The organism is Pseudomonas sivasensis (assembly GCF_052938085.1).
This window is the reverse complement of the sequence record NZ_CP176442.1, coordinates 1386844-1406561: the sequence shown is the minus strand read 5'-3', so window position 1 is coordinate 1406561 and position 19718 is coordinate 1386844. Positions and strand designations below refer to the sequence as shown.

General features: G+C 60.5%; 21 protein-coding genes. 3 read left to right on the top strand and 18 right to left on the bottom strand.

Annotation, left to right across the window (positions count from 1 at the left end):
• Positions 1-84 precede the first annotated feature (84 nt).
• Positions 85-1137 carry an NAD(P)-dependent alcohol dehydrogenase gene (locus ACKZ62_RS06665; RefSeq protein ID WP_032887416.1) on the top strand — a complete coding sequence of 351 codons (1053 nt, stop codon included), beginning with the start codon at positions 85-87 and terminating at the stop codon, positions 1135-1137.
• Here the strand turns inward: ACKZ62_RS06665 and ACKZ62_RS06660 are convergent, their stop codons facing one another.
• The 6 genes from ACKZ62_RS06660 to ACKZ62_RS06635 form a co-directional block, all read right to left on the bottom strand.
• On the bottom strand, positions 1138-1941 hold the full coding sequence (locus ACKZ62_RS06660) for an IclR family transcriptional regulator (RefSeq protein WP_032887414.1): 804 nt from the start codon (positions 1939-1941) through the stop codon (positions 1138-1140).
• A 421-nt stretch (positions 1942-2362) separates the two neighbouring features.
• Positions 2363-3331 carry an L-arabinose ABC transporter permease AraH gene (gene araH, locus ACKZ62_RS06655; protein ID WP_122681215.1) on the bottom strand — a complete coding sequence of 323 codons (969 nt, stop codon included), beginning with the start codon at positions 3329-3331 and terminating at the stop codon, positions 2363-2365.
• A 9-nt stretch (positions 3332-3340) separates the two neighbouring features.
• Entirely contained in the window at positions 3341-4843 is a 1503-nt protein-coding gene (araG, locus tag ACKZ62_RS06650; protein WP_122681216.1) for an L-arabinose ABC transporter ATP-binding protein AraG, read from the bottom strand.
• Positions 4840-5826: a substrate-binding domain-containing protein gene (locus tag ACKZ62_RS06645; protein ID WP_095186531.1), complete on the bottom strand. Its 987-nt coding sequence runs from the start codon at positions 5824-5826 to the stop codon at positions 4840-4842. Before ACKZ62_RS06645 ends, araG begins: the two co-directional genes overlap by 4 nt.
• 37 nt (positions 5827-5863) lie before the next feature.
• Positions 5864-6685: an SDR family oxidoreductase gene (locus ACKZ62_RS06640; protein ID WP_032886824.1), complete on the bottom strand. Its 822-nt coding sequence runs from the start codon at positions 6683-6685 to the stop codon at positions 5864-5866.
• A gap of 156 nt (positions 6686-6841) precedes the next feature.
• Positions 6842-7321, bottom strand: a complete 480-nt coding sequence (locus tag ACKZ62_RS06635; protein ID WP_032886823.1) for a GNAT family N-acetyltransferase — start codon at positions 7319-7321, stop codon at positions 6842-6844.
• Positions 7322-7598: 277 nt separating this feature from the next.
• Here ACKZ62_RS06635 and ACKZ62_RS06630 point away from each other — a divergent pair, with 277 nt between their 5' ends.
• Together ACKZ62_RS06630 and ACKZ62_RS06625 are read left to right on the top strand one after the other, a co-directional pair.
• Positions 7599-7937: a hypothetical protein gene (locus ACKZ62_RS06630; RefSeq protein WP_032886822.1), complete on the top strand. Its 339-nt coding sequence runs from the start codon at positions 7599-7601 to the stop codon at positions 7935-7937.
• Positions 7938-7988: 51 nt separating this feature from the next.
• The gene (locus tag ACKZ62_RS06625; RefSeq protein WP_032886820.1) at positions 7989-8249 is read left to right on the top strand and encodes a hypothetical protein; all 261 of its coding nucleotides are present in this window, start codon (positions 7989-7991) and stop codon (positions 8247-8249) included.
• A 120-nt stretch (positions 8250-8369) separates the two neighbouring features.
• On the opposite strand, the gene ACKZ62_RS06620 is transcribed toward ACKZ62_RS06625, so the two are convergent.
• The 12 genes from ACKZ62_RS06620 to mltG form a co-directional block, all read right to left on the bottom strand.
• Complete coding sequence (locus ACKZ62_RS06620) at positions 8370-9287, bottom strand: PfkB family carbohydrate kinase (RefSeq protein WP_447096460.1); 918 nt, start codon at positions 9285-9287, stop codon at positions 8370-8372.
• A complete protein-coding gene (locus tag ACKZ62_RS06615; RefSeq protein ID WP_032886818.1) occupies positions 9280-10746 on the bottom strand; it encodes a purine-cytosine permease family protein in 1467 nt (488 codons plus the stop codon). Before ACKZ62_RS06615 ends, ACKZ62_RS06620 begins: the two co-directional genes overlap by 8 nt.
• 79 nt (positions 10747-10825) lie before the next feature.
• A complete protein-coding gene (locus ACKZ62_RS06610) occupies positions 10826-11827 on the bottom strand; it encodes an ADP-ribosylglycohydrolase family protein (protein ID WP_032886817.1) in 1002 nt (333 codons plus the stop codon).
• Positions 11824-12537, bottom strand: a complete 714-nt coding sequence (locus tag ACKZ62_RS06605; RefSeq protein WP_032886816.1) for a GntR family transcriptional regulator — start codon at positions 12535-12537, stop codon at positions 11824-11826. The genes ACKZ62_RS06610 and ACKZ62_RS06605 overlap by 4 nt, the downstream gene beginning before the upstream one ends.
• Positions 12538-12607: 70 nt before the next feature.
• Positions 12608-13168 (bottom strand): DUF1285 domain-containing protein, encoded by a 561-nt coding sequence (locus ACKZ62_RS06600; protein ID WP_095185659.1) that lies wholly within the window; start codon positions 13166-13168, stop codon positions 12608-12610.
• A 27-nt stretch (positions 13169-13195) separates the two neighbouring features.
• Positions 13196-13801, bottom strand: a complete 606-nt coding sequence (locus tag ACKZ62_RS06595; RefSeq protein WP_032886814.1) for a DUF4823 domain-containing protein — start codon at positions 13799-13801, stop codon at positions 13196-13198.
• A gap of 113 nt (positions 13802-13914) precedes the next feature.
• Entirely contained in the window at positions 13915-14883 is a 969-nt protein-coding gene (locus ACKZ62_RS06590) for a GTP 3',8-cyclase MoaA (RefSeq protein WP_095185661.1), read from the bottom strand.
• A 113-nt stretch (positions 14884-14996) separates the two neighbouring features.
• Positions 14997-15665 (bottom strand): TetR/AcrR family transcriptional regulator, encoded by a 669-nt coding sequence (locus ACKZ62_RS06585; RefSeq protein WP_095185662.1) that lies wholly within the window; start codon positions 15663-15665, stop codon positions 14997-14999.
• A gap of 448 nt (positions 15666-16113) precedes the next feature.
• Positions 16114-16899, bottom strand: coding sequence for a TatD family hydrolase (locus tag ACKZ62_RS06580; protein ID WP_095185663.1), 786 nt, complete (start codon positions 16897-16899; stop codon positions 16114-16116).
• A gap of 63 nt (positions 16900-16962) precedes the next feature.
• The gene (locus ACKZ62_RS06575; RefSeq protein ID WP_032886809.1) at positions 16963-17952 is read right to left on the bottom strand and encodes a DNA polymerase III subunit delta'; all 990 of its coding nucleotides are present in this window, start codon (positions 17950-17952) and stop codon (positions 16963-16965) included.
• Positions 17945-18577 (bottom strand): dTMP kinase, encoded by a 633-nt coding sequence (gene tmk, locus ACKZ62_RS06570; RefSeq protein WP_122756364.1) that lies wholly within the window; start codon positions 18575-18577, stop codon positions 17945-17947. The genes ACKZ62_RS06575 and tmk overlap by 8 nt, the downstream gene beginning before the upstream one ends.
• A 19-nt stretch (positions 18578-18596) precedes the next feature.
• Entirely contained in the window at positions 18597-19718 is a 1122-nt protein-coding gene (gene mltG / locus ACKZ62_RS06565; protein WP_447096459.1) for an endolytic transglycosylase MltG, read from the bottom strand.

Genomic DNA, 19718 nt, shown 5'->3' with positions numbered 1-19718 from the left:
TCGGAGCAATCGCCATGGCCGCCTCGACGGTCGATGGGGAGAATGGCCCGCCTCACTTGTCACTGCTTTTTGCGAGGTTTCACCATGTATACCGCCATCGGTTATGCCGCCCAGTCGGCCACCACTCCCCTCGCCCCCATGTCGTTTGAACGCCGCAGCCCGCGCGCCGATGACGTGGCGATCGAGATTATGTACTGCGGCGTCTGCCACTCCGACATCCACCAGGCGCGCAACGAATGGGGCATCGCTGTGTACCCGCTGATGCCCGGCCACGAAATTGTCGGCAAGGTCACTGCCGTCGGCGCCAGCGTTACCGCGCATAAAGTCGGCGACCTCGTCGGCGTAGGCTGCATGGTCGATTCGTGCCGTCACTGTGAAGCGTGCAAATCGGACCTGGAGCAATACTGCCTCGAAGGCCCGACCATGACCTACGCCACGCCGGATCGTGTGGATGGCAGCAACACCATGGGCGGCTACTCCGACAGCATCGTGGTCAGCGAGCACTTTGTGGTGAAGATTCCGGCCAAGCTCGACCTGGCCAGCGCCGCGCCGATCCTGTGCGCCGGCATTACCACTTACTCGCCGCTCAAGCACTACGGCGTAAAGGCCGGCGATAAAGTCGGGATCCTGGGCATGGGCGGTCTGGGCCATATGGGCATCAAGTTCGCCAAGGCCATGGGCGCGGAAGTCACGCTGTTCACCCGCTCCGCGAGCAAGGCTGAAGAAGGCCGTCGCCAGGGCGCCGACCACGTGATCGTGTCCACCGACGCCGAGCAGATGAAAGCTGCTGCCGGGCACTTTGATTTCTTGCTGGACACCATCCCAGTTCAGCACGACCTCAACCCCTACCTCGACGTGCTGCGCTTTGACGGCGTGCACATCCTGGTCGGTTTGATCGAGCCAGTGGACCCGCCGGTGAATGCAGCCAAACTGGTGTTGGGCCGTAAGGTACTGGCCGGTTCGCTGATCGGTGGCATTGCCGAAACCCAGGAAGTCCTGGATTTCTGCGCCGAGCATGGCATCACCTGCGACATCGAAATGCTCGACATCCGCCAGATCAACGAGGCCTATGCCCGCATGATCGCCGGTGATGTGAAGTACCGCTTTGTCATCGACATGGCGACCCTGAAGGTCTGATCAGACCTTCGCGCCCAACTCCGCTGAAAGCCGCGCTGCGACTTGTTTGATGACAGGGATCAGCTCGGCCATTTTCTCCAGCGGCATATAAGGCACGGTACTGGCGATGCTGATGCCGGCGACGATTCGCCGGCTCGCATCGCGCACCGGTGCCGCCACGCAGCGGATCGACGGTTCGTTGTCTTCCAGATCGAACGCATAACCGCCCACCACATATTCATGCATACGCTGCTCGAACTGTGCCCAGGATTGCTCCGGGTGCTGCGGCCACTGCAGGTTTTTTCCTCCCGCCGGCAGGCTGGTTTCGTACAAGCGTTGCCACTCTTGCACCGTGTCATCCAGCAGCATTGCCTTGCCTACGCCCGTGCGCGCCAACGGCATGCGATGGCCGACCCGTGAGCGCATTTCCGGGCCATTACGGCCGGGGTTCTTGTGCAGGTACAGCACGTCGTCAAATTCGCGAATCGCCAGGTGGATAGTGTCACCGGTCAGCGCCGACAACTCGTCCAGATACGGCACCGCCAGGGTCACCAATGGCAGCTCTTCCCGTGCCTGGAAGCCCAGTTCAATCAACTTTGGCCCCAGCAGGTAACCGACTTGCGGCACCACGCGCAGGTAACGCTCATCCACCAGGCAACTGGCCAGGCGGTGGGTGGTGCTGCGGGTGGTGCCGATGCGCTTGGCGATCTCTTTCAGATCCCGCGCACCGGCCGCCACTGCCTGCACCACGCCCAAGCCACGCAGCAGGGTCTGGGTGCCGGTGGGAGCGGCGTCTTTGACGGGGGTGTGGGCGTTTTCCTGCATATCGGGCCTATAAGTATGAAAGCGCGGGCATTATGGCAAATACCGCCCGTCAATACAGTTGAGATCTATAGGTGGGAGGGGCTTGCCCCCGATGGCGGTGTGTCAGAGACAAATGTGCAAACTGACACTCCGCTATCGGGAGCAAGCCCCCTCCCACATTTTGAGCTTCACATGGCGAGGGTTCAGCGTTGTTTCATGCGATCGATGACCACCGCCAGTAGCAGGATCGAACCGCGGATTACGTATTGATGAACCCAGGACAAACTTACAGCCAGAACACCGTATTCAAATTCTCCGCCGATTAAAACTGTGGGAGGGGGCTTGCTCCCGATGGCGGTGTGTCAGAGACAAATGTGCAGACTGACACTCCGCAATCGGGAGCAAGCCCCCTCCCACAGTTTGAGCTTCACGTGGCGAGGGATCAGCGTTGTTTCATGCGGTCGATGACCACCGCCAGTAGCAGGATCGAACCGCGGATTACGTATTGATAAAACGTGTCGATGTTCTTCAGGTTCATTGCGTTCTCGATGATCGCCAGGATCAATACCCCCGCGATCACATGGCGGATCATGCCAATCCCACCACTCAACGACACCCCGCCCAGTACACAGGCCGAGATCACCGTCAGCTCAAAACCCTGCCCGATCATCGGCTGGCCTGAGGTCATGCGCGACGCAAGGATCACCCCGGCCAACGCGCCGATCAAACCGTGCACGGCGAAGATCAGGATCTTGGTGCGGTCAACGTTCACCCCTGCCAGCAACGCCGCTTCCGGGTTGCCGCCGATGGCCATGGTGTTGCGCCCGTAGGTGGTGTAGTTCAGCAGCCAGCCGAAAAACACAAAGCACACGATGGTGATCAAAATCGGCACCGGCACGCCGAACAACTGGCCGTTGCCGAACACAAAGAACTGCTCCTGGGACACGCCAACTGCCTTGCCGTCGGCAAAGATGTAGGCCAGGCCTCGCACGATCTGCATCGTGGCCAAGGTGGTGATCAACGCATTGACCCGCAGCTTGGCGATGACGATGCCGTTGATCAGCCCGACGATCAGGCCCATCAGCAGCGCGGCGCCGATGCCGAGCATGACGCTCTCGGTGTCGCGCATCACAATCGCCGCCACCACGCCGGCACAGGCGATCACCGAGCCCACCGACAAGTCGAAGTGCCCCGACGCCAGGCAGAACAGCATGGTGCACGCAGCGATGCCCACGGTGGAAATCGCCAGGCCCAGGCCGCGCATGTTCAGCGGTGAGAGGAAGTTGTCGATCAGCAAGGCGCACAGCACAAAGATGCTCACCGCCGCCAACAGCATCGCCCAGTTGTCGAGCAGTGCGCGCAGGTCGAAGGGTTTGCGTGCGGTGGGCAACGCGTTGTTTTGAGTGTTCATGGTCGTCTCTCAGTTCGTCACGCGGCGCGGCAGGGCCAGCTGCAGCAGGTTGGATTCGGTGGCGTTTTCACGGGTTTGTTCACCGCGCAGGGCGCCTTCGCACAGCACCAGGATGCGGTCGGAAATACCCATGACTTCCATCAAGTCGCTGGACACTACGATCACCGCAATGCCGCTGGCCGCCAGGTTATGGATGATCTGGTAGATCTCCGACTTGGCGCCGATGTCGATGCCCCGCGTCGGTTCATCCAACAGCAAGACCTTCATCGGCATCGACAGCCAGCGCCCCAAAATGGCCTTCTGCTGATTGCCGCCGGACAGGTACATGATTTTCTGTTGCGCATCCGGGGTTTTGACTTTCATCGCCTTGATTTGCTGGTCGGCGTTGCCTTTCTCCCAGGGCTCGCGCAGCAACCAGCCGAACGAGGAATGGGCACCACGGGCGCTGATATTGATGTTCTCGGCGACGCTGGAAAGCGGAATGATGCCTTCCTTTTTGCGGTCCTCGGGACACAGCAACACACCGGCGGCGATGGCGTCGCGCGGGGAACGCAGTTGCAGCGCCTCTCCACAGAGTTCAAGGCTGCCAGCGCTGCTGCGTTCCAACCCGCTGAGCAAACGAAACAGCTCCGTGCGCCCTGCCCCGACCAGTCCGAACAAGCCAAGAATCTCGCCCTTGCGCACGTCGAAACTGATCGGCTCACGCAGGCCAGGCCCCAGCAACCCGTCGACCTTGAGTGCGACCTCGCCATGCTCTCGCGGGCGGTAGTCGTAAATATCCTGAATGTCGCGACCGACCATGCAGGTCACCAACTGGTCGTGGCTGAGCGCACTCATATCATCAAAGGTGCGCACGTAACGCCCGTCTTTGAACACCGTCACGGCATTGCAAATCCGGAACACTTCTTCCATGCGGTGCGAGACGTACAGCACCACTTTGCCCTCATCCCGCAGGCGCGTGATGATCGCCATCAAACGGTCGATCTCCCGCGCCGACAGGCTGCTGGTCGGTTCGTCGAACGCGATCACATGGGCGCCACGGGACAGCGCCTTGGCGATTTCCACCAGTTGGCGCTGGCCCAGGGACAAGCGCCCGAGCTTTTCTTCAGGATCGATTTCATCGGCCAGACCCTTAAGGCACGCCAGGGCCTGCTTGCGCAGCAGGCTCCGGTTGACCACGCCGAAGCGCGACGGCAGGTGCCCAAGGAAAAGGTTCTCGGCCACGGTCATTTCCGGCACCAGGTGCAGCTCCTGGTGGATCACCGCGACGCCGCTGGCGATGCTGTCCGCAGCGCATTTGAACGCCATGGTCTGCTCGCCGATCTGCACCGTGCCGCTGCTGGGAATGTAGGCGCCGCCGAGGATTTTCAGCAGCGTCGACTTGCCCGCGCCGTTCTCGCCCATCAAGGCATGCACCTGCCCCGGCTGGGCGCTGAAGCTGATGCCGTCCAGCGCCTTGACCCCGGGAAAGGTTTTGCCGATACCCTCAAACCGCAGGGCCGCCGCACTCATTTCCACAGCCCGATCTTGGTCAGTTCTTCCTGGAAGTTAGCGCGGGTGATCAGGGTGACTTCATCCATCGCGGTGTACTTCGGTGGCTCGGTCCCTTTGGTGACCCACTCGTACATCATCAGCGCCGTGTTGTAGCCCTCGATATGCGGGCTTGGCAGCATGGAGCCGAAGAAGCCGCTGTCGGCCTTTTTCAGTTCGCCGATGGCGTCGGTGCCATTGATGCCGATGCCAATCACGTTGGCCGCTTTGAAGCCTGCGCTTTCGGTAGCGCGCACGCCGCCGAGCACGGTGTTGTCGTTCATGCCGCCGATGATCAGGTTTTTCGCACCGCTGGGCAGCTTGACCAGCGCCGAGTTGGTGGCGTCCATGCTGCCGGGGACGTCGAGGGTTTTCAGTGCAGCGGTGAGGATGTGGTCTTTCGGAATGCCGGCCTCTTCAAGGGATTTGATCGAGCCGTCGGTGCGTTTTTTACCGGTGTCGAGTTCGTTGAAGGTGTTGATCACCGCGTAGGTGTCCTTCCAGTCCCAGCCACGTTTTTTCGCTTCGGCAGCCATGGCGGCGCCTTGTTTCTGACCGACTTCAAAAGCGGCCATGCCCAGGTACGGCACGTCCTCCATGAAGTTGCCTTTGGCATCGACGAAGCGGTCATCCACGGCCATGACTTTCAAGCCATTGAGCTTGGCCTTGGCCACGATGGCTGGGCCGAGGGACACGTCCGGCGGGCAGATCACAAAGCCCTTGGCACCGTTGGCGGCCAGGCTGTCGATGGCGGAAAGGGTTTTCTCACCATCGGGCACGGCGATTTTGATCACGGTGAAACCGTGTTCCTTGCCGGCTTTTTCAGCGAAGGCCCATTCAGTCTGGAACCAGGGTTCTTCGGCTTGTTTAACCAGGAAGCCGATCTTCACTTCTTCGGCGGATGCGAGGCTGCTGAGGCTGCTTAAAGCAACGGCGGCGGCAAGGACGCGTAGGGCTTTTTTCATGAACGACACCTTTTATTGTTATTGAGCGGTAAAAGTTCTAGTCGTGATACATCACAGACCGCCCGCCATCGATCATCAGGCAGGTAGCATTGATAAAGGGCGCCTCGTCGGTGGCCAAAAACAGCGCAGTCATCGCCACCTCCACCGGCTGGCCGATGCGTTTGGGCGGGTGCAGGTCGAAGGCGCGCTGGCGCTCGGCATGGGGGTCGGAAAAACCGTTCCAGTAGTCGACGTTGAGTTGGGTTTCGATATAGCCCGGCGCGATAGCGTTAACGCGAATGCCCTTGGGTGCGTATTCGATACCAAGGGCGCGGGTGAGGCCGAGCAAGCCATGCTTGGCGACGGGGTACGGGAAGCAACCAGGAATGATGTGGCTGGAATGGGTGGAGGCGATATTGATGATGTTGCCGACGCCCTGCTCAATCATGTGCGGTAGCACCGTGCGGCAGCCAAACCAGGCGCCGTCGAGATCAATGGCGAAGCAGCGGCGCCAATCTTCGTCGGTCATCTCCAGCGGGTCGCAGAACACGTTGACGCCAGCACAGTTGACCAGCACATCCACGCGACCAAAGCGCTCGATGGCCACATTGACCAGCGCCTGCCATTGCTCTTTTGAAGTGATGTCGACGGCTTGCGCGTAAATCTGCGCACCGCGTTCGCGCCAATGGGCGGCCACCTTCTCGACTTTTTCACCCTGAATATCGGCGATAACCAGGCGCGCCTGCTGGGCCTGGAAACACGCGACGATCGCTTCGCCAATGCCTTGAGCGGCGCCGGTGATGATCACCACCTTGCCTTTGAGCCGCTCGCCGTAAGTGGGCTCGGGCACGGCGGGGAGTGACAACGGTTGTGCCTGCATCGCTTCACCTGTTTTATTTTTGGTAGTGAGTGCTGATGCCGCCGACTATAAACCCAGACCCAGAAACATCTCAATATATAAATTTGCATCCCATATTGTGAGCTTATACATAAAAAACCGGCCCTGGATTGGCCGGTTTTGTAGGCAGGATGACAATCAGCCCAGGGCAAAATCTCGTAATGCATCACCTTCCATGCGATAGCGCACCCACTCTTCCTGAGGCTGGGCCCCGATGGATTTATAGAAGGCAATCGCCGGCTCGTTCCAGTCCAGCACGCTCCACTCGAAGCGCGCGCAGCCGTTATCAAACGCGATCTTGGCAAGGTGGCGCAGCAACTTCTTACCCGCCCCGCCACCGCGCTGCTCGGGGTTGATATAGAGGTCTTCCAGGTACAAGCAGTTGCTGCCCAGCCAGGTGGAATAGCTGAAAAAGAACACCGCAAAACCAATCGGCAGGCCATCGCGCAAGCAGATCAGGCCATGGGCGGTGGCGCCCTCGCTGAACAGGCTGCGCTGGATATCCACCACGCTGGCGATCACTTCATGCCGGGCTTTCTCGTACTCGGCGAGTTCGGTGATGAACGTCAGGATCTGCGCAGCATCGCTGGGCACGGCGGGGCGAATCTCGATGGTCATGGGCAAGCCTTGGGCAATTTCAAAGCCGACATACTAAGGCGCTTTGATGACTGATTGCAGCGCATTTTCATGGGCCGTGCAGTTACGCCGGCCTGCGCTGCTGCAAGCACCCGCACGCACACGACAAAGCCGGGGGTGGCGCGGCGGGAGTGGTGAGGGGCCGCGCCACACAAAATCTTACAGGCGCGCTGATACCGTTCGTCGCCATCAAGGCACCATCAACAAACGGCAACTGACCAATAGAGGGTAAGGACATTAATTCTATGGAGATATCCTCATGAAGCCTTCCAAGTTTGCTGCCTTCGCCCTCACCGGCCTGCTGTCCGCCGCATCGCTGAGCGCCGTCGCTGCCAGCTCGACCACCGGCCCGACCGATCCTACGCCTGACGCCACCACCGAATCGCAAAAATCCATGGGCACCGGCCTGGACACCAATGGTGGCGCAGTCATTGATAACGCCAACGGCGCCGACCCGCATACCAAGGGCCACGACACCGAGCGCCAGGCACCTGCCGCAGTCGGCAACGGTAAAATGGGCCCGTCGATCAATGAGCCGAAGATCAACAAAGGCGACGACTCGAACCTGCCCGGCGCGCCGAAACAACCTGCGCCTTAAGCACTCGACCGCAAGATGAACACCCGATCATTTCCCAGTGAAGAGGTACGCATGAACGTCGATAGAAACCTTGAAAAAGAAGTCCTCACCCGCCTGCTGCACGCCCACCCACAAGGTTTGGGCAAGGAGGTGCTGGATAACTACCGCGGCGAAAAGGAGGTCGCCAGTGTGTTGGCGTTCCTACAGGACCGCGGGTTTATCAAGGATGGGCATGTGACCACCGACGACGCCGGTGAATACTCGCTGAACTTGCCGATCAAGCTGACGGCATCTGGAGTGGATGAGGCGCGCAAACTGGACGCCGGTCAGTAGCCTCCACACCAACCAAATGTGCGAGGGGGCGTGCTCCCGATAGCGGTATGTCAGCTACCTGTACATGGGCTGATGCACTGCAATCGGGAGCACGCCCCCTTCCACATGCCTGCTCCGCGCTCAGTGAGTGAGCAAAGCGTCAACTTCATCGGTGCCAGGCGAGGTGGCCGGACCCCAACGGGTCACCGCCAGCGCCGCCGCCGCATTCGCCCGACGCGCTGCCTCACACGGTGTCAAACCCGCGGCCAAACCTGCGATAAACACCCCCGCATGCGCATCACCCGCGCCATTGCTATCCACCGCCCTCACCTTAAAGCCTGGCACATGGTCGGCATGTCCGTGACGACTGACCCAACAGCCGTTCGGTCCATCACGCACCACCAGCAGCGCGCCATCAGGCAGATGCCGATTGAGGTCTACCAGTGCGTCCGCCAGTGTTTTCGCACGGGTAAACGCCAAGGCTTCCGGGCCATTGCTGGTCCAGATGTCGATACGTGGCAGCAAGGCAATCATCAGCGCAGAATCGGGCGCCTTGACCAGCGGGCCCGGGTCGAACACCACGGTGATCGCGCGGGGTAACGCCAGTAACCAATCGAGCAACGCCTGCGCTTTGCCTTCCAGCAGCAGGCTGTAGCCGCTGACGTATACATAATCATCAGCCTGGGGAACGACGCGAGCCAGGTCATCGGCAGTCAAGTCACCTTCAGCGCCGATATGGGAGATGAAGGTACGCTCGGTGGTGGCCTCGGTCAGCGAGACACACAACCCGGTGTCCTTGCCCTCACTTGCCGCCTGGGCCATTTCCACGCCCTCGGCCTGCATCGCCGCGCGGGCCAGGTCGCCAAAACGGCCGTTGCCGTGGCGCCCTAGGTAAACCACCGGCAACCCATTGCGTCGTGCCGCCGCCATCACATTGAAGCCGCCGCCGGCTTCGAAACCGGCGGACTTGGCGAGCACGTCGCCGCCGGTGGCGGGCAAGGTATCGAGGGCCATGACCAGGTCAACAATGACCTGGCCGGTGTGCAGCAATCTAGACATTGGGGCTCTCTACTAACGCTGGGCGACGATCAGCCGCGCCGCCCAGTACGGCATAAATCCCGCCGGCCACCAGAAAGGTGACGATCCAGCCCAGGCCGTTGTGGCCCAGCCAGGAGTCGGACAGCGGCCCGGCGAACCAGATATTTTCGGCGGTGGTGCCGATGGTGGTGAAGCTAAAGCCCAGCACAATCGCCACGGCCCACGCGCCGAACGCACGCCACTCCACACCGCCGCGATACCAGTAGGCGCTGCTGGGGCTGACGTCCAGCAGATCCTTGGGGCTGTAGTAGTGACGGTGGATCAGGTCGACCACAAAGATCCCGACCCACGCGGTAATCGGCACCGCCAGCAACGAGATGAAGGTGATGAACGGACCGTAGAAACTGTCAGCAATCAACATGAAGTAAATCGAACCGGCGAAGATCGCGACGATGTCGACGATCACTGCGTGCACGCGCTTGACCTTCAAGCCGAGGGTCAAGGTGGTGAGACCGGCCGAGTATACCGACAGGTTATTGGACAGCAGCAAACCGCCGAACGCGGTGATCAGGTACGGCACGGCCATCCAGGTAGGCAGCATGTCGCGGATCGCGATGATCGGGTCAGTGGCCGAGGCCAGGTCGTTGTTGCCCACCGACAGCAAGCCGCCGAGGGTGATGAGCAGTACCAGCGGAATGCCCGCACCAAACGCGGCGGATGCCACCAGACGCACGGCCTTGACGCTGCGGTGCTGGTAGCGAGACATGTCGGCACCGGCGTTGGCCCAACCGATACCGGTGCCGGCGGCCATGGTGCCTATGCCGATGATCATTGCGCTCAGCGGTGCGGGTGTGGCGTTGAACACGGCGCTCCAGTCGATGGTGGCGCAGAGGAAGCCGCCGACCAGGATATTCAACGCACCAAACACGTACGTGGCCCACTTCTGGATGACCAGCAGGGTGGCATGGCCCAGGCCGGAAACGGACAGGGTCAGCAACACGAAGATGGCAATGAAGATCAGGGTCAGCACCGGCGCGCTTTTGGCCTCGACCGGCGACCCGAACAGGATCGAGCACAACGACAGCAGCACAAAGGCGGCGGTGGTGGTGTTGACGGTTTCCCAGCCCAGGCGCGACATCAGCGACACCAGCGTTGGGCCGATATTGCCACGCACGCCGAAGATAGCGCGGGACAGGGTCAGGCTGGGAGCCCTACCACGACGGCCAGCGATGGAGATGATGCCCACCACCGCGAAGGAGCCTGCTGCGCCGAGGATCGCCACGATGATCGCCTGCCAGATTGCCAGGCCACGGAACGCCACCAGCGTCGCGCCGAGCGGCAAGCCGAGGATGCTGATGTTGGCGGCGAACCACACCCAGAACAGTTGCAGCGGATGGCCATTGCACTCGCCTTCGGGGACCGGTTCGATGCCGCGTGTTTCCAATTGTCCGGCGCTTTGGCCGGAAGAGGTGCTGCTCATGAGGGGGTGCTCCTGGTGCCGGTATTGTTGTGGTTGTGGCAGGTGTGCAAGGTGAATCGGTCTTCCCAACTGTCCTGACTCAGCGCATTTTCAACAGATCTTCAACCAACGGCTGCAAGTCCAACCCATTCACGGCCTTGATCTGTTCAATCATTGCCGCAGGCCAGCACTGCATGCCTAAACAGGCGCCGAGCATTGCACCCAGAATCGCCGCGATGGTGTCGGTGTCACCGCCAAGGCTGGCGGCCAGGCACAAAGCCTCGAAGGCGTTCATATCCCCCACTGCCACTTGCTGGGCGAGGGCAAACGACACCACCACCGACTCCTGGGAGGCGACTGAGGTGCCGATCAATTCGTAGAGCAGTTCAGCAAACAACGCTTTGTCGCCGCTGCCGACACTCAGAGTGCGCGCCCAACTGATACGGGTGGAGATACGCCCGCCAGCAATCCAATGACCGTGGCCTTCCGCCTGTCGGGCGATCTGGGCGCCAATATTCAACGCTTCGCCGAGATCCGCACCGTTGATACCGGCTGACACCACCGCCGCCACCGCCGCTGCACTGGAGATGCCCAAGGTGGTGTTGTGGGTGACCTGGCACGCCTGGATGACCGCCTGGATAAACGCTGCCGGGTCGCTGACATCGGCGGCGATTCCCACCGGCGTGATGCGCATGGCAGCACCGTTGGTGGTGCCGTAGCGACCGGACTCTTCCGGGGTATGACCGGCAAGGATCATGTCGATGGCACGCTTGGTCGACGGGCCGAGCAGGTCCTGGGAACCCTTGGCACGCATCACCGCTTCCCAGTCGATCAGGCGCTGGGCGAGCACGGTGGGCTCAATCTTGCCTTGGCCTTCAACCAGCAACTCGCCGACCAGAATTGCCTGTTCGGTGTCATCGGTAATGGAACCGGCGGGCATGTTCGGCGCGATAGGTTGGTCGGCACCGGCATCTTCCAAGGTGGTGATAGCACCGAAGCGCTGTCGCACCTGCTCGCGGCTGAGGGACTGAGTAGGCATGCCCAGGGCATCGCCCAGCGCGAGACCGTAGAAAGCGCCAACGGCGCGGTTATTCGAGGTCATTTCGACGATCCAAATTGCAGGTGCAGGCGAAAGTGCAGAGGGTCAAGCAAGCTTTCGACGTGCTCCATGAAACGCTCGCGCCGGTCATAGGTGGTGCGCGATGCCTTGAGGAATACGGTCCCCGCCGGGCGACCGAGCAGTTGGGCGTCTTCATCGCTGAGGGGTTCGGCGCCGATCCACTGGTCACCTTCGGCGCCGACATAGCCGTAGGCCGCCAGGGTGATGGTCAGGGAATTGTCGATCAGGCCGACGCGGGGCAGGCTTTCCAGGCCACCGGACGCGGGCATCAACGAACGTTCAAGGGACACGGCGGTACCATCGGTGGTGCGCCGGCGGCGGTCGAGGGCGATAAATTGATCGGTGCCGAACCGGCTGAACAGGTCGGGGCGCGTCACCGCTTCCAGGCGCAGGACATCGGTGGTGACCAAGGCGCCATTGTCCGCCAAGGCCTGGGCCCACCCGCTATTTTGATCGAGCACCATGCCGTCAAATGTGACGATGGAGCCGACGCCGCTCTGGGTCGCAATGTAGTTGCGCCGCTTGAGTTCGGCCAGGGCTTCGCGCAGGGTGCCGCGGCTGACTGCAAACTCTTCCGCTAGTTGGTGCTCGCCCGGCAGCAGGAAACCGTCGGCCATCACCCCACCCTCGATACGGCGGATGAGCTCGTCGACGACGCGTTTTTTCTTATCAAATCGAACATGTCTAATCATGTACAAATTGATAACCGAAAGCGCCCGTTAGCAGCAAGCTTATTATTTCAAGAAGGTGAAAAAACCGGCCTCAAGGTTCCACGCCGATCGGGAAAAACTCGCCACCGCTCCACACGCCCAGCCAGTTCTGACCGTTGATCGGACGGCTTACAGCAAGCTCGACCAATTGATAGAACACGTTGCGGTGCACCAGCGCTTCGAGGTTGGTACGCACCCGTAGATAGGGCGCAGGTTCCTGGGTGACGGGGTCGATGACCACCCGCAGCGGGTGTTCGATATCGGCTTCGATCTGTTCATCGACGTTGGTGGTGAAGCGCAACAACTGGCTTTCACCCTGCCCTTCAACCTCCAGGGTTAACGCGACAAAGGGCGCATCGTCGACGGTGATGCCGACTTTTTCCACGGGAGTAATCAGGAAATAATCATCGCCATCGCGGCGAATGATATTGGAGAACAACTTGACCATCGGCTTTCGCCCAATAGGCGTGCCTTGGTAGAACCAAGTGCCATCGCGGGCGATGCGCATGTCGATGTTGCCGCAGAAGTCCGGGTTCCACAGGTGCACCGGCGCCGGTCCCTTGCCTTTGGGCAGTTGGGCCAACAGGTCGTTGGCCTTGGCGGAATCGGTCATGGGGTTCTCCCTTTTTTTGATCTGGCCTTACTGATCGCTCATACCCAGCAGGCCTCGGGCGTACTGCGCCAGCGGGCGGGCAATCAAGTCTTGTGGCCGATTGTCGTGGAACGTCAGTAAACCGCCACGACTGCGAATGCGTGCAGTATCAATCAAATACTGGGTACTGGTCTCGATCAACATGATCTGGATTACGCCACTGTCTAGCCCTACCCGGTCCAGAGCCTCTTGATCGGCCCATTCGTCGGCGTTGCCGATGCGGTCATCTGCCTTGGCGAATCGGCAGTACAGCAGGTAATGGGCACCCGCCGCACGAGCTTCGGCCATCGCCTGCTCCAGACCTTCGGGCTGACGGGCGCGGCGCACCATGGGGAAGTATTCGACGAATCCGTTGAAGGCTTCTTCGGCCACCACGTTCGGTCGCGGATAGGCGCTGCCCGGCGGCACGAAGGCACCCTGCGCGATGAAAACAAAGGAGTCCGGCTGTATGCGAACCGAGGCGGTACGGCGGGTATCACTGTGGTCAAGCAACCCGGCGTCGCTCATCTGATAGCGGGTGCCTTCGGCCATATCGCTGACGGTCATGCAACCACTCAGCGTCAATGACGCCAGCAACAAAACCAGATTACGCATCCTAATCCTCCAGAAGCCGGTGACGGAAAACCGGCGAATGGACGTGAGATGCAGGTTCTGCGCCAGCTTGAAGGCAACTCCAATATTGGGTGATGTGTAATCTGGGGATAGCGTTAGCCGCCGATGATCTTCATGATCGTCGCGCCGCCGGAAAATGCCACTTCCTGTTTGTCGCCCAGGGCTTTCATCAGCAAGCCTTGCAGCGCCGGCAGTGCCTGGTGGCGCGGTTTGTCGAGCAGGTCGCCGACATAGTGGCGGTTGCTGGAAGACAAGCAGCCATGCAGCCAGCCGGTGGACGAAAGGCGCAACCGTGAGCAGGTACGGCAGAATGGAACGCTCTCGTTGGCGATCACGCCAAAGTAGCCTTTGCCCGGCACCTCGTAGCGAACTGCGGTTGCGTCCACCGGTGCATTGGCTTGCAGGTATTCGTGATGTTCGCCAATCAGGCTGAGCAGTTGCTGCAGGCTGACGAATTGCTGCAGGAACGCGTTGGAATCCTTGGCCAGGTGGCCCATGCGCATCAACTCGATAAATCGCAGTTCGTAACCACGCTCCAGGCAGTAGTCGAGCAGCGGCATCACTTGGTCGAGGTTCTGGCCGCGCAACGGCACCATGTTGACCTTGATCTTGATTCCTGCAGCGCGCGCTTGGTCCATGCCATCGAGCACGGTGGCAAGGTCGCCGCCACGGGCGATGCTGCGGAAGGCGTCCGCGTCCAAGGTATCGAGAGAGACGTTGATACGCCGAATGCCGGCATCCACCAACAGCGGCAGTTTACGCGCCAGCAACTGGCCGTTGGTGGTCAAGCTGATATCGCTGAGCCCCATGCCACCGACTGCGCTCATGAAGGCTTCCAGCTTGGGGCTGACCAGCGGCTCGCCACCCGTGATGCGCAGTCGGTCGATGCCCGCCGCTTCGATCAGGTAAGCCACGCCACGGGCCATGGCCTCGGCCGAGAGTTCGTCTTGGGCAGCCACCAGCCGCTTGCCGTTGGGCACGCAGTAGGTACACGCGTAGTTGCAGGCTGAAGTCAGGCTGATCCGCAAATTGCGAAAACGCCTGCCTTGACGATCAACGATCATGGATCACTCCGGCAGAGGATGATTCGGGCGCGCTAAAAACTGACTGATAAATCAGCTTTTAGCAAGGTCCTTGCCTGAGTATATTCCTGGGGTACTACGCCTGGCAGTAAAGATTACGACGCCGGCGTCTCAACGGGCGAAGACTCTACGGCTGCTGGCTCGGCGCTATGCTTGCGCTTGTTGCCCATGCGTACGCCAATGTCCATCAGGAACTGGAAGAAACCTTCCTGATCTTCCAGCACATTGCTCCAGAATGGCGAGTGGTACAGCGCCACGGCGCCGTGCACCAAGGCCCAAGCCGCGCAATAGTGGAAATAAGGAGGTACGTCTTCAAGCTTGCCTTCACTGATACGGCCCTTGATCAACAGGGTCAGGCGTTCGAAGTTCGAGGCGCGGATCTTGTGCAGCTCTTCGACCATCTCTGGCACCTGATGGCCCTTGACGACCTTCTCCTCCAGGCGGTCGAACAGGCGATAGCGCTGCGGATCACGCATACGGAACTCGAAGTAGGCGCGGGACAACGCTTCCTTGTCTTTATCGACATCGGCCGAATGCAGCAGCTCGTTCAAGTCGCGCTCGTAGTCGAGCATCAGGCGCAGGTAGATCTCCGCCTTGGACTTGAAGTGCTTGTAGATCGTGCCTTTGCCGATACCCACGGCATCCGCGATCATCTCGACGGTGACGCTGTCTTCGCCTTGTTCGAGGAACAATTTGAGTGCGGTATCGAGAATTTCCTGCTCACGGCGGCGAAACTCACGGACCTTACGGGGTTCTTTGTGCATGAGGAAGAGGTCTGCAAAGGTCGGAATAGGGAGGGTTGCGCATGACCAAGATTACATGGCGATACGATTTACCCAGTGCGAGGGATTATCCCGACTGAACGGTCGTTGGGCAACGTCTATGTGAACCCGCCATGCACTTTACTTTCAGACTGCCAACGATTTCATGGCTATCAGTCAGAAATAATACGCAACAACTGCACCCGTGCACCGGCCTAATGAGAACTCAAGCGAAGCGCGTGTATTCCAAATCTGTTTAAAAAACGATCAGTCGCGACTGGACTGAATCAGATACTGATCAATACTTGAACTGTCGGCGTGACATCTCCCCCAAGTGAAGCGCCGACCTGGGTACCGACGGACTGTGTGCCCTTGCTTTACTCCTAATGGTCTTAACCCGGATTCACCCCCCAGAACCCGGGTTTTTTTTGCCCGCGATTTGACCCTGGATCTACGAAGCGACGTGAGCCAATGGAAACAGGCGCTTGAAGTTCTCGGTAGTCTGTTGCGCAAAACGCTCGTAGGACTCACCCCGCAGCATCGCCAGGTAATCCGCCACATCACGCACGTACTCCGGCAGGTTCGGCTTGCCGCGATGGGGGATGGGCGCCAGGTACGGCGAGTCCGTTTCCACCAACAGGCGATCGGCCGGGACTTGGCGGGCCACGTCACGCAACGCGTCGGCATTGCGAAAAGTGACGATGCCCGACAGGGAGATATAGAAACCCAGGTCCAACGCCGCCTTGGCCATGTCCCAGTCTTCAGTGAAGCAGTGCAATACACCGGCCTGGGGTAACGCGGCCTCGCGCAGCAAGGTGAGCGTGTCGGCACGGGCGCCGCGGGTATGGACAATCACCGGTTTGCCCGTCTGCTGGGCGGCTTGCAGATGCAGGCGAAAGGATGCCTGCTGCAACTCGGCAGCTTCGGGTTCGTAGTGGTAATCCAGGCCGGTCTCGCCGATGGCCACTACACGCGGATGGTTGAGTTCGCCCAGCAGCCAGTCGAGGGCCGGGGCCTCGCCAGGCTTGAGGTCCAGCGGGTGGATACCCACTGAGCAATCCACGTCGGCATAACGATCAGCCAAGGCTTTGACGTCGGCGGCGTTGTCAGCGCTGACCCCGATGCACAGGAAATGCCCGACTCCGCGCTGGCGAGCCGCTTCCAGGGCGGCATCGAGGGAGCCGCCGTGCTGGGCGAGGTCAAGACGATCAAGGTGGCAGTGGGAATCTACGAGCATAGGAAGTTACAACTTGAGTCACGGAAAGTGTCTGGCCGACGATACATCCGTCGGCCACGGAAATTAACGGCGGCCGAGCAAGCCCACCCACTGCACCAGCAGCGCTTCAAGCAACAGCACACGGTTGAGGTTGGCCTTGCCGAGCACTTTCTGGCGCTGGGCGAGGATCCAGTCCTGGATGGACAGCACCTTGTCCTGGGCGCTTTTCTGCGCGAGATACTGCACCACCTTGCGCATGTCCTGCAGGCCCAAGCCATTTTCATCCTGGGTCAACTGGTACCGCAGGATCAGGCTCGACCAATCGCAGAACCAGTCGAACAGCAGCAACAGAGGAATGTCTTTCCAGGCGCTTTCGGCCAGTTGTGTCGCAGACAGTTCCTGCTTGAGCAGTTTTTTAACCCCATCCACCACCAGCGCGCGCTGGTCACGCACGCCTTGGGCTTGCAGCTTCACGGCCGCCAAGGGCGAACCGGCGGCCAGGGTCAGTAGTTCGACACGTTCATCGGCGGAGCAGTCTGGCAGTGCCTGCGCCAGCCATTGCAGGCTTATCGCCTCGCTTGGCAGCGGACAGGCCTGCTGCACGCAGCGGCTGCGGATGGTCGGCAACAGGCGGCTTGACTGGTGGCTCACGAGCAACAGCACAGTATCGCCGGAGGGTTCTTCCAGGCTTTTGAGCAGGGCGTTGGCGGCGTTGATGTTCATCGCTTCTACCGGCTCGATCAGCACCACCTTGCGCCCGCCCATCTGCGCGGTTTGCACCACGAAGCTGACGAGATCACGCACTTGGTCGACCTTGATCGCCTTGTCGGCTTCCTCGGGCTCCAGCAGGTAATTGTCCGGATGGCTGCCAGCCTTGAGCAACAGGCAGGATTTGCACTCGCCACAAGCCTCCAAGTTAACCGGACGCTGGCACAGCAGGCTGGCCATCAGGCGCTCGGCAAGGGCCCGTTTACCAATACCGATTGGCCCATGCAACAAGTAGGCATGAGCGTGCTGGGCGCGGCCGGCTAACTGTTGCCAGAGACTGTCCTGCCACGGGTAGGCTTCAGCCACGGGCGCGCTCCAACAGTGTTGGCAACAAGCCGTCGATGGCCTGCTGCACATTGGCCAACGGCTGGGATGCGTCAAGCAGGTGATAGCGAGCAGGTTCGACCTGAGCACGTTTGAGAAACGCGCTGCGCACAGCATCGAAGAACGCCTGGCCTTCGAGTTCGAAGCGATCGAGACGACCACGAGCACTGGCGCGAGCCATGCCCACTTCTACGGGCAAGTCGAACAACAGGGTCAGGTCAGGACGCAAATCACCTTGCACGAACGTTTCCAGGGTAGCGATGCGCGCCAATGACAAGCCGCGGCCGCCGCCCTGGTAGGCGTAGGTGGAATCGGTAAACCGGTCGCAAATCACCACGGCACCGCGGGCCAGGGCCGGGCGAATCACTTCGGCCAGATGTTGTGCCCGGGCAGCGAACACCAGTAGCAGCTCGGAGTCCGGGTTCATCTGTTCTTCGCCTGGGGCCAGCAACACTTCACGGATGCGCTCGGCCAAAGGCGTACCGCCGGGCTCACGGGTCAACACCACCTCGATGCCTTCGGCACGCAAGCGCTCTGCCAAGTAATCGCGGTTGGTGCTTTTGCCGGCGCCTTCCGGGCCTTCCAGGGTAATAAACAAGCCAGTCACAGGCAGTCCTTAGTCAGAGTCATTGCGGGCTTTGCGGCGCGGTGGTGTCCAGCACGGGCTCGGCGGGCGCTTCCGTTGGCGGCGTTGCATCTTCCGGCGGTTTTACCACCGGTGCCGGACTCGAGCGGTAATCGGCACGGCGTTTGAGCTGGAACTCACGCACGGCGGCATTATGCGCACCCAGGTCATCGGAGAAAATATGACTGCCATCGCCACGGGCGACGAAATACAGGCTGCTGCCAGGCACCGGGTTCAATGCGGCATGGATAGCCTCGCGGCCGACCATGGCAATTGGCGTCGGCGGCAGCCCGGCAATCATGTAGGTGTTGTAAGGGTTGGATTCCTTGAGGTGAGCGCGCGTCAACTTGCCGTTATAACGCTCACCCAAGCCGTAGATCACCGTAGGGTCGGTCTGCAGCAGCATGCCGATCTTCAGACGGCGGACGAACACACCGGCAATCTGGCCACGCTCCTCAGGCACACCGGTCTCTTTTTCCACCAGAGACGCCATGATCAGCGCTTGATAAGGGTCGGTGTACGGCACATCGGGGGCGCGCTTGCTCCATTCCTGGGCCAGTACGTCGTCCAGGCGGTTGTAAGCTTTTTTAAGGAATTCGACGTCGGTCATGCCGCGCACGAATCGATACGTATCCGGGAAGAATCGCCCTTCGGGAAACACCCCAGGGTGACCAAGTTTCTCCATCACTTCGCTGTCACTCAGGCCGGAGAGGCTCTGTACGATCTTTTCATGCTTGGTCAGGGCCGAACGCACTTGGCGGAAGTTCCAGCCTTCCACCAGTGTCAGACTGTATTGCACCACGTCGCCACGCTGCCACAGGCCGATCAGGCCTTCGGCGGTCATGCCGGGCGTCATGCGGTATTCGCCGCTATGCAGCGGTTGGCCGTCGAGGTTGAAGCGCCAATACAGACGCAGCCAGAAGGCTCCATCGATCACGCCGTCGGCTTCCAGTCGGTTGAAGGTGCCGGTCGGAGTCGCCCCTGCCGGCACATCGAGCAACTGCTCTTGGGTCAGATTCAGCGGCTGCTTCAAGGCAGCGTCGTATTTCCAGGCGCAGCCCCCCAACAGCAAAGCCGCCGAGAACAGACCGATCAGCAGCAGTACAACCAGTTTTCGTATCAA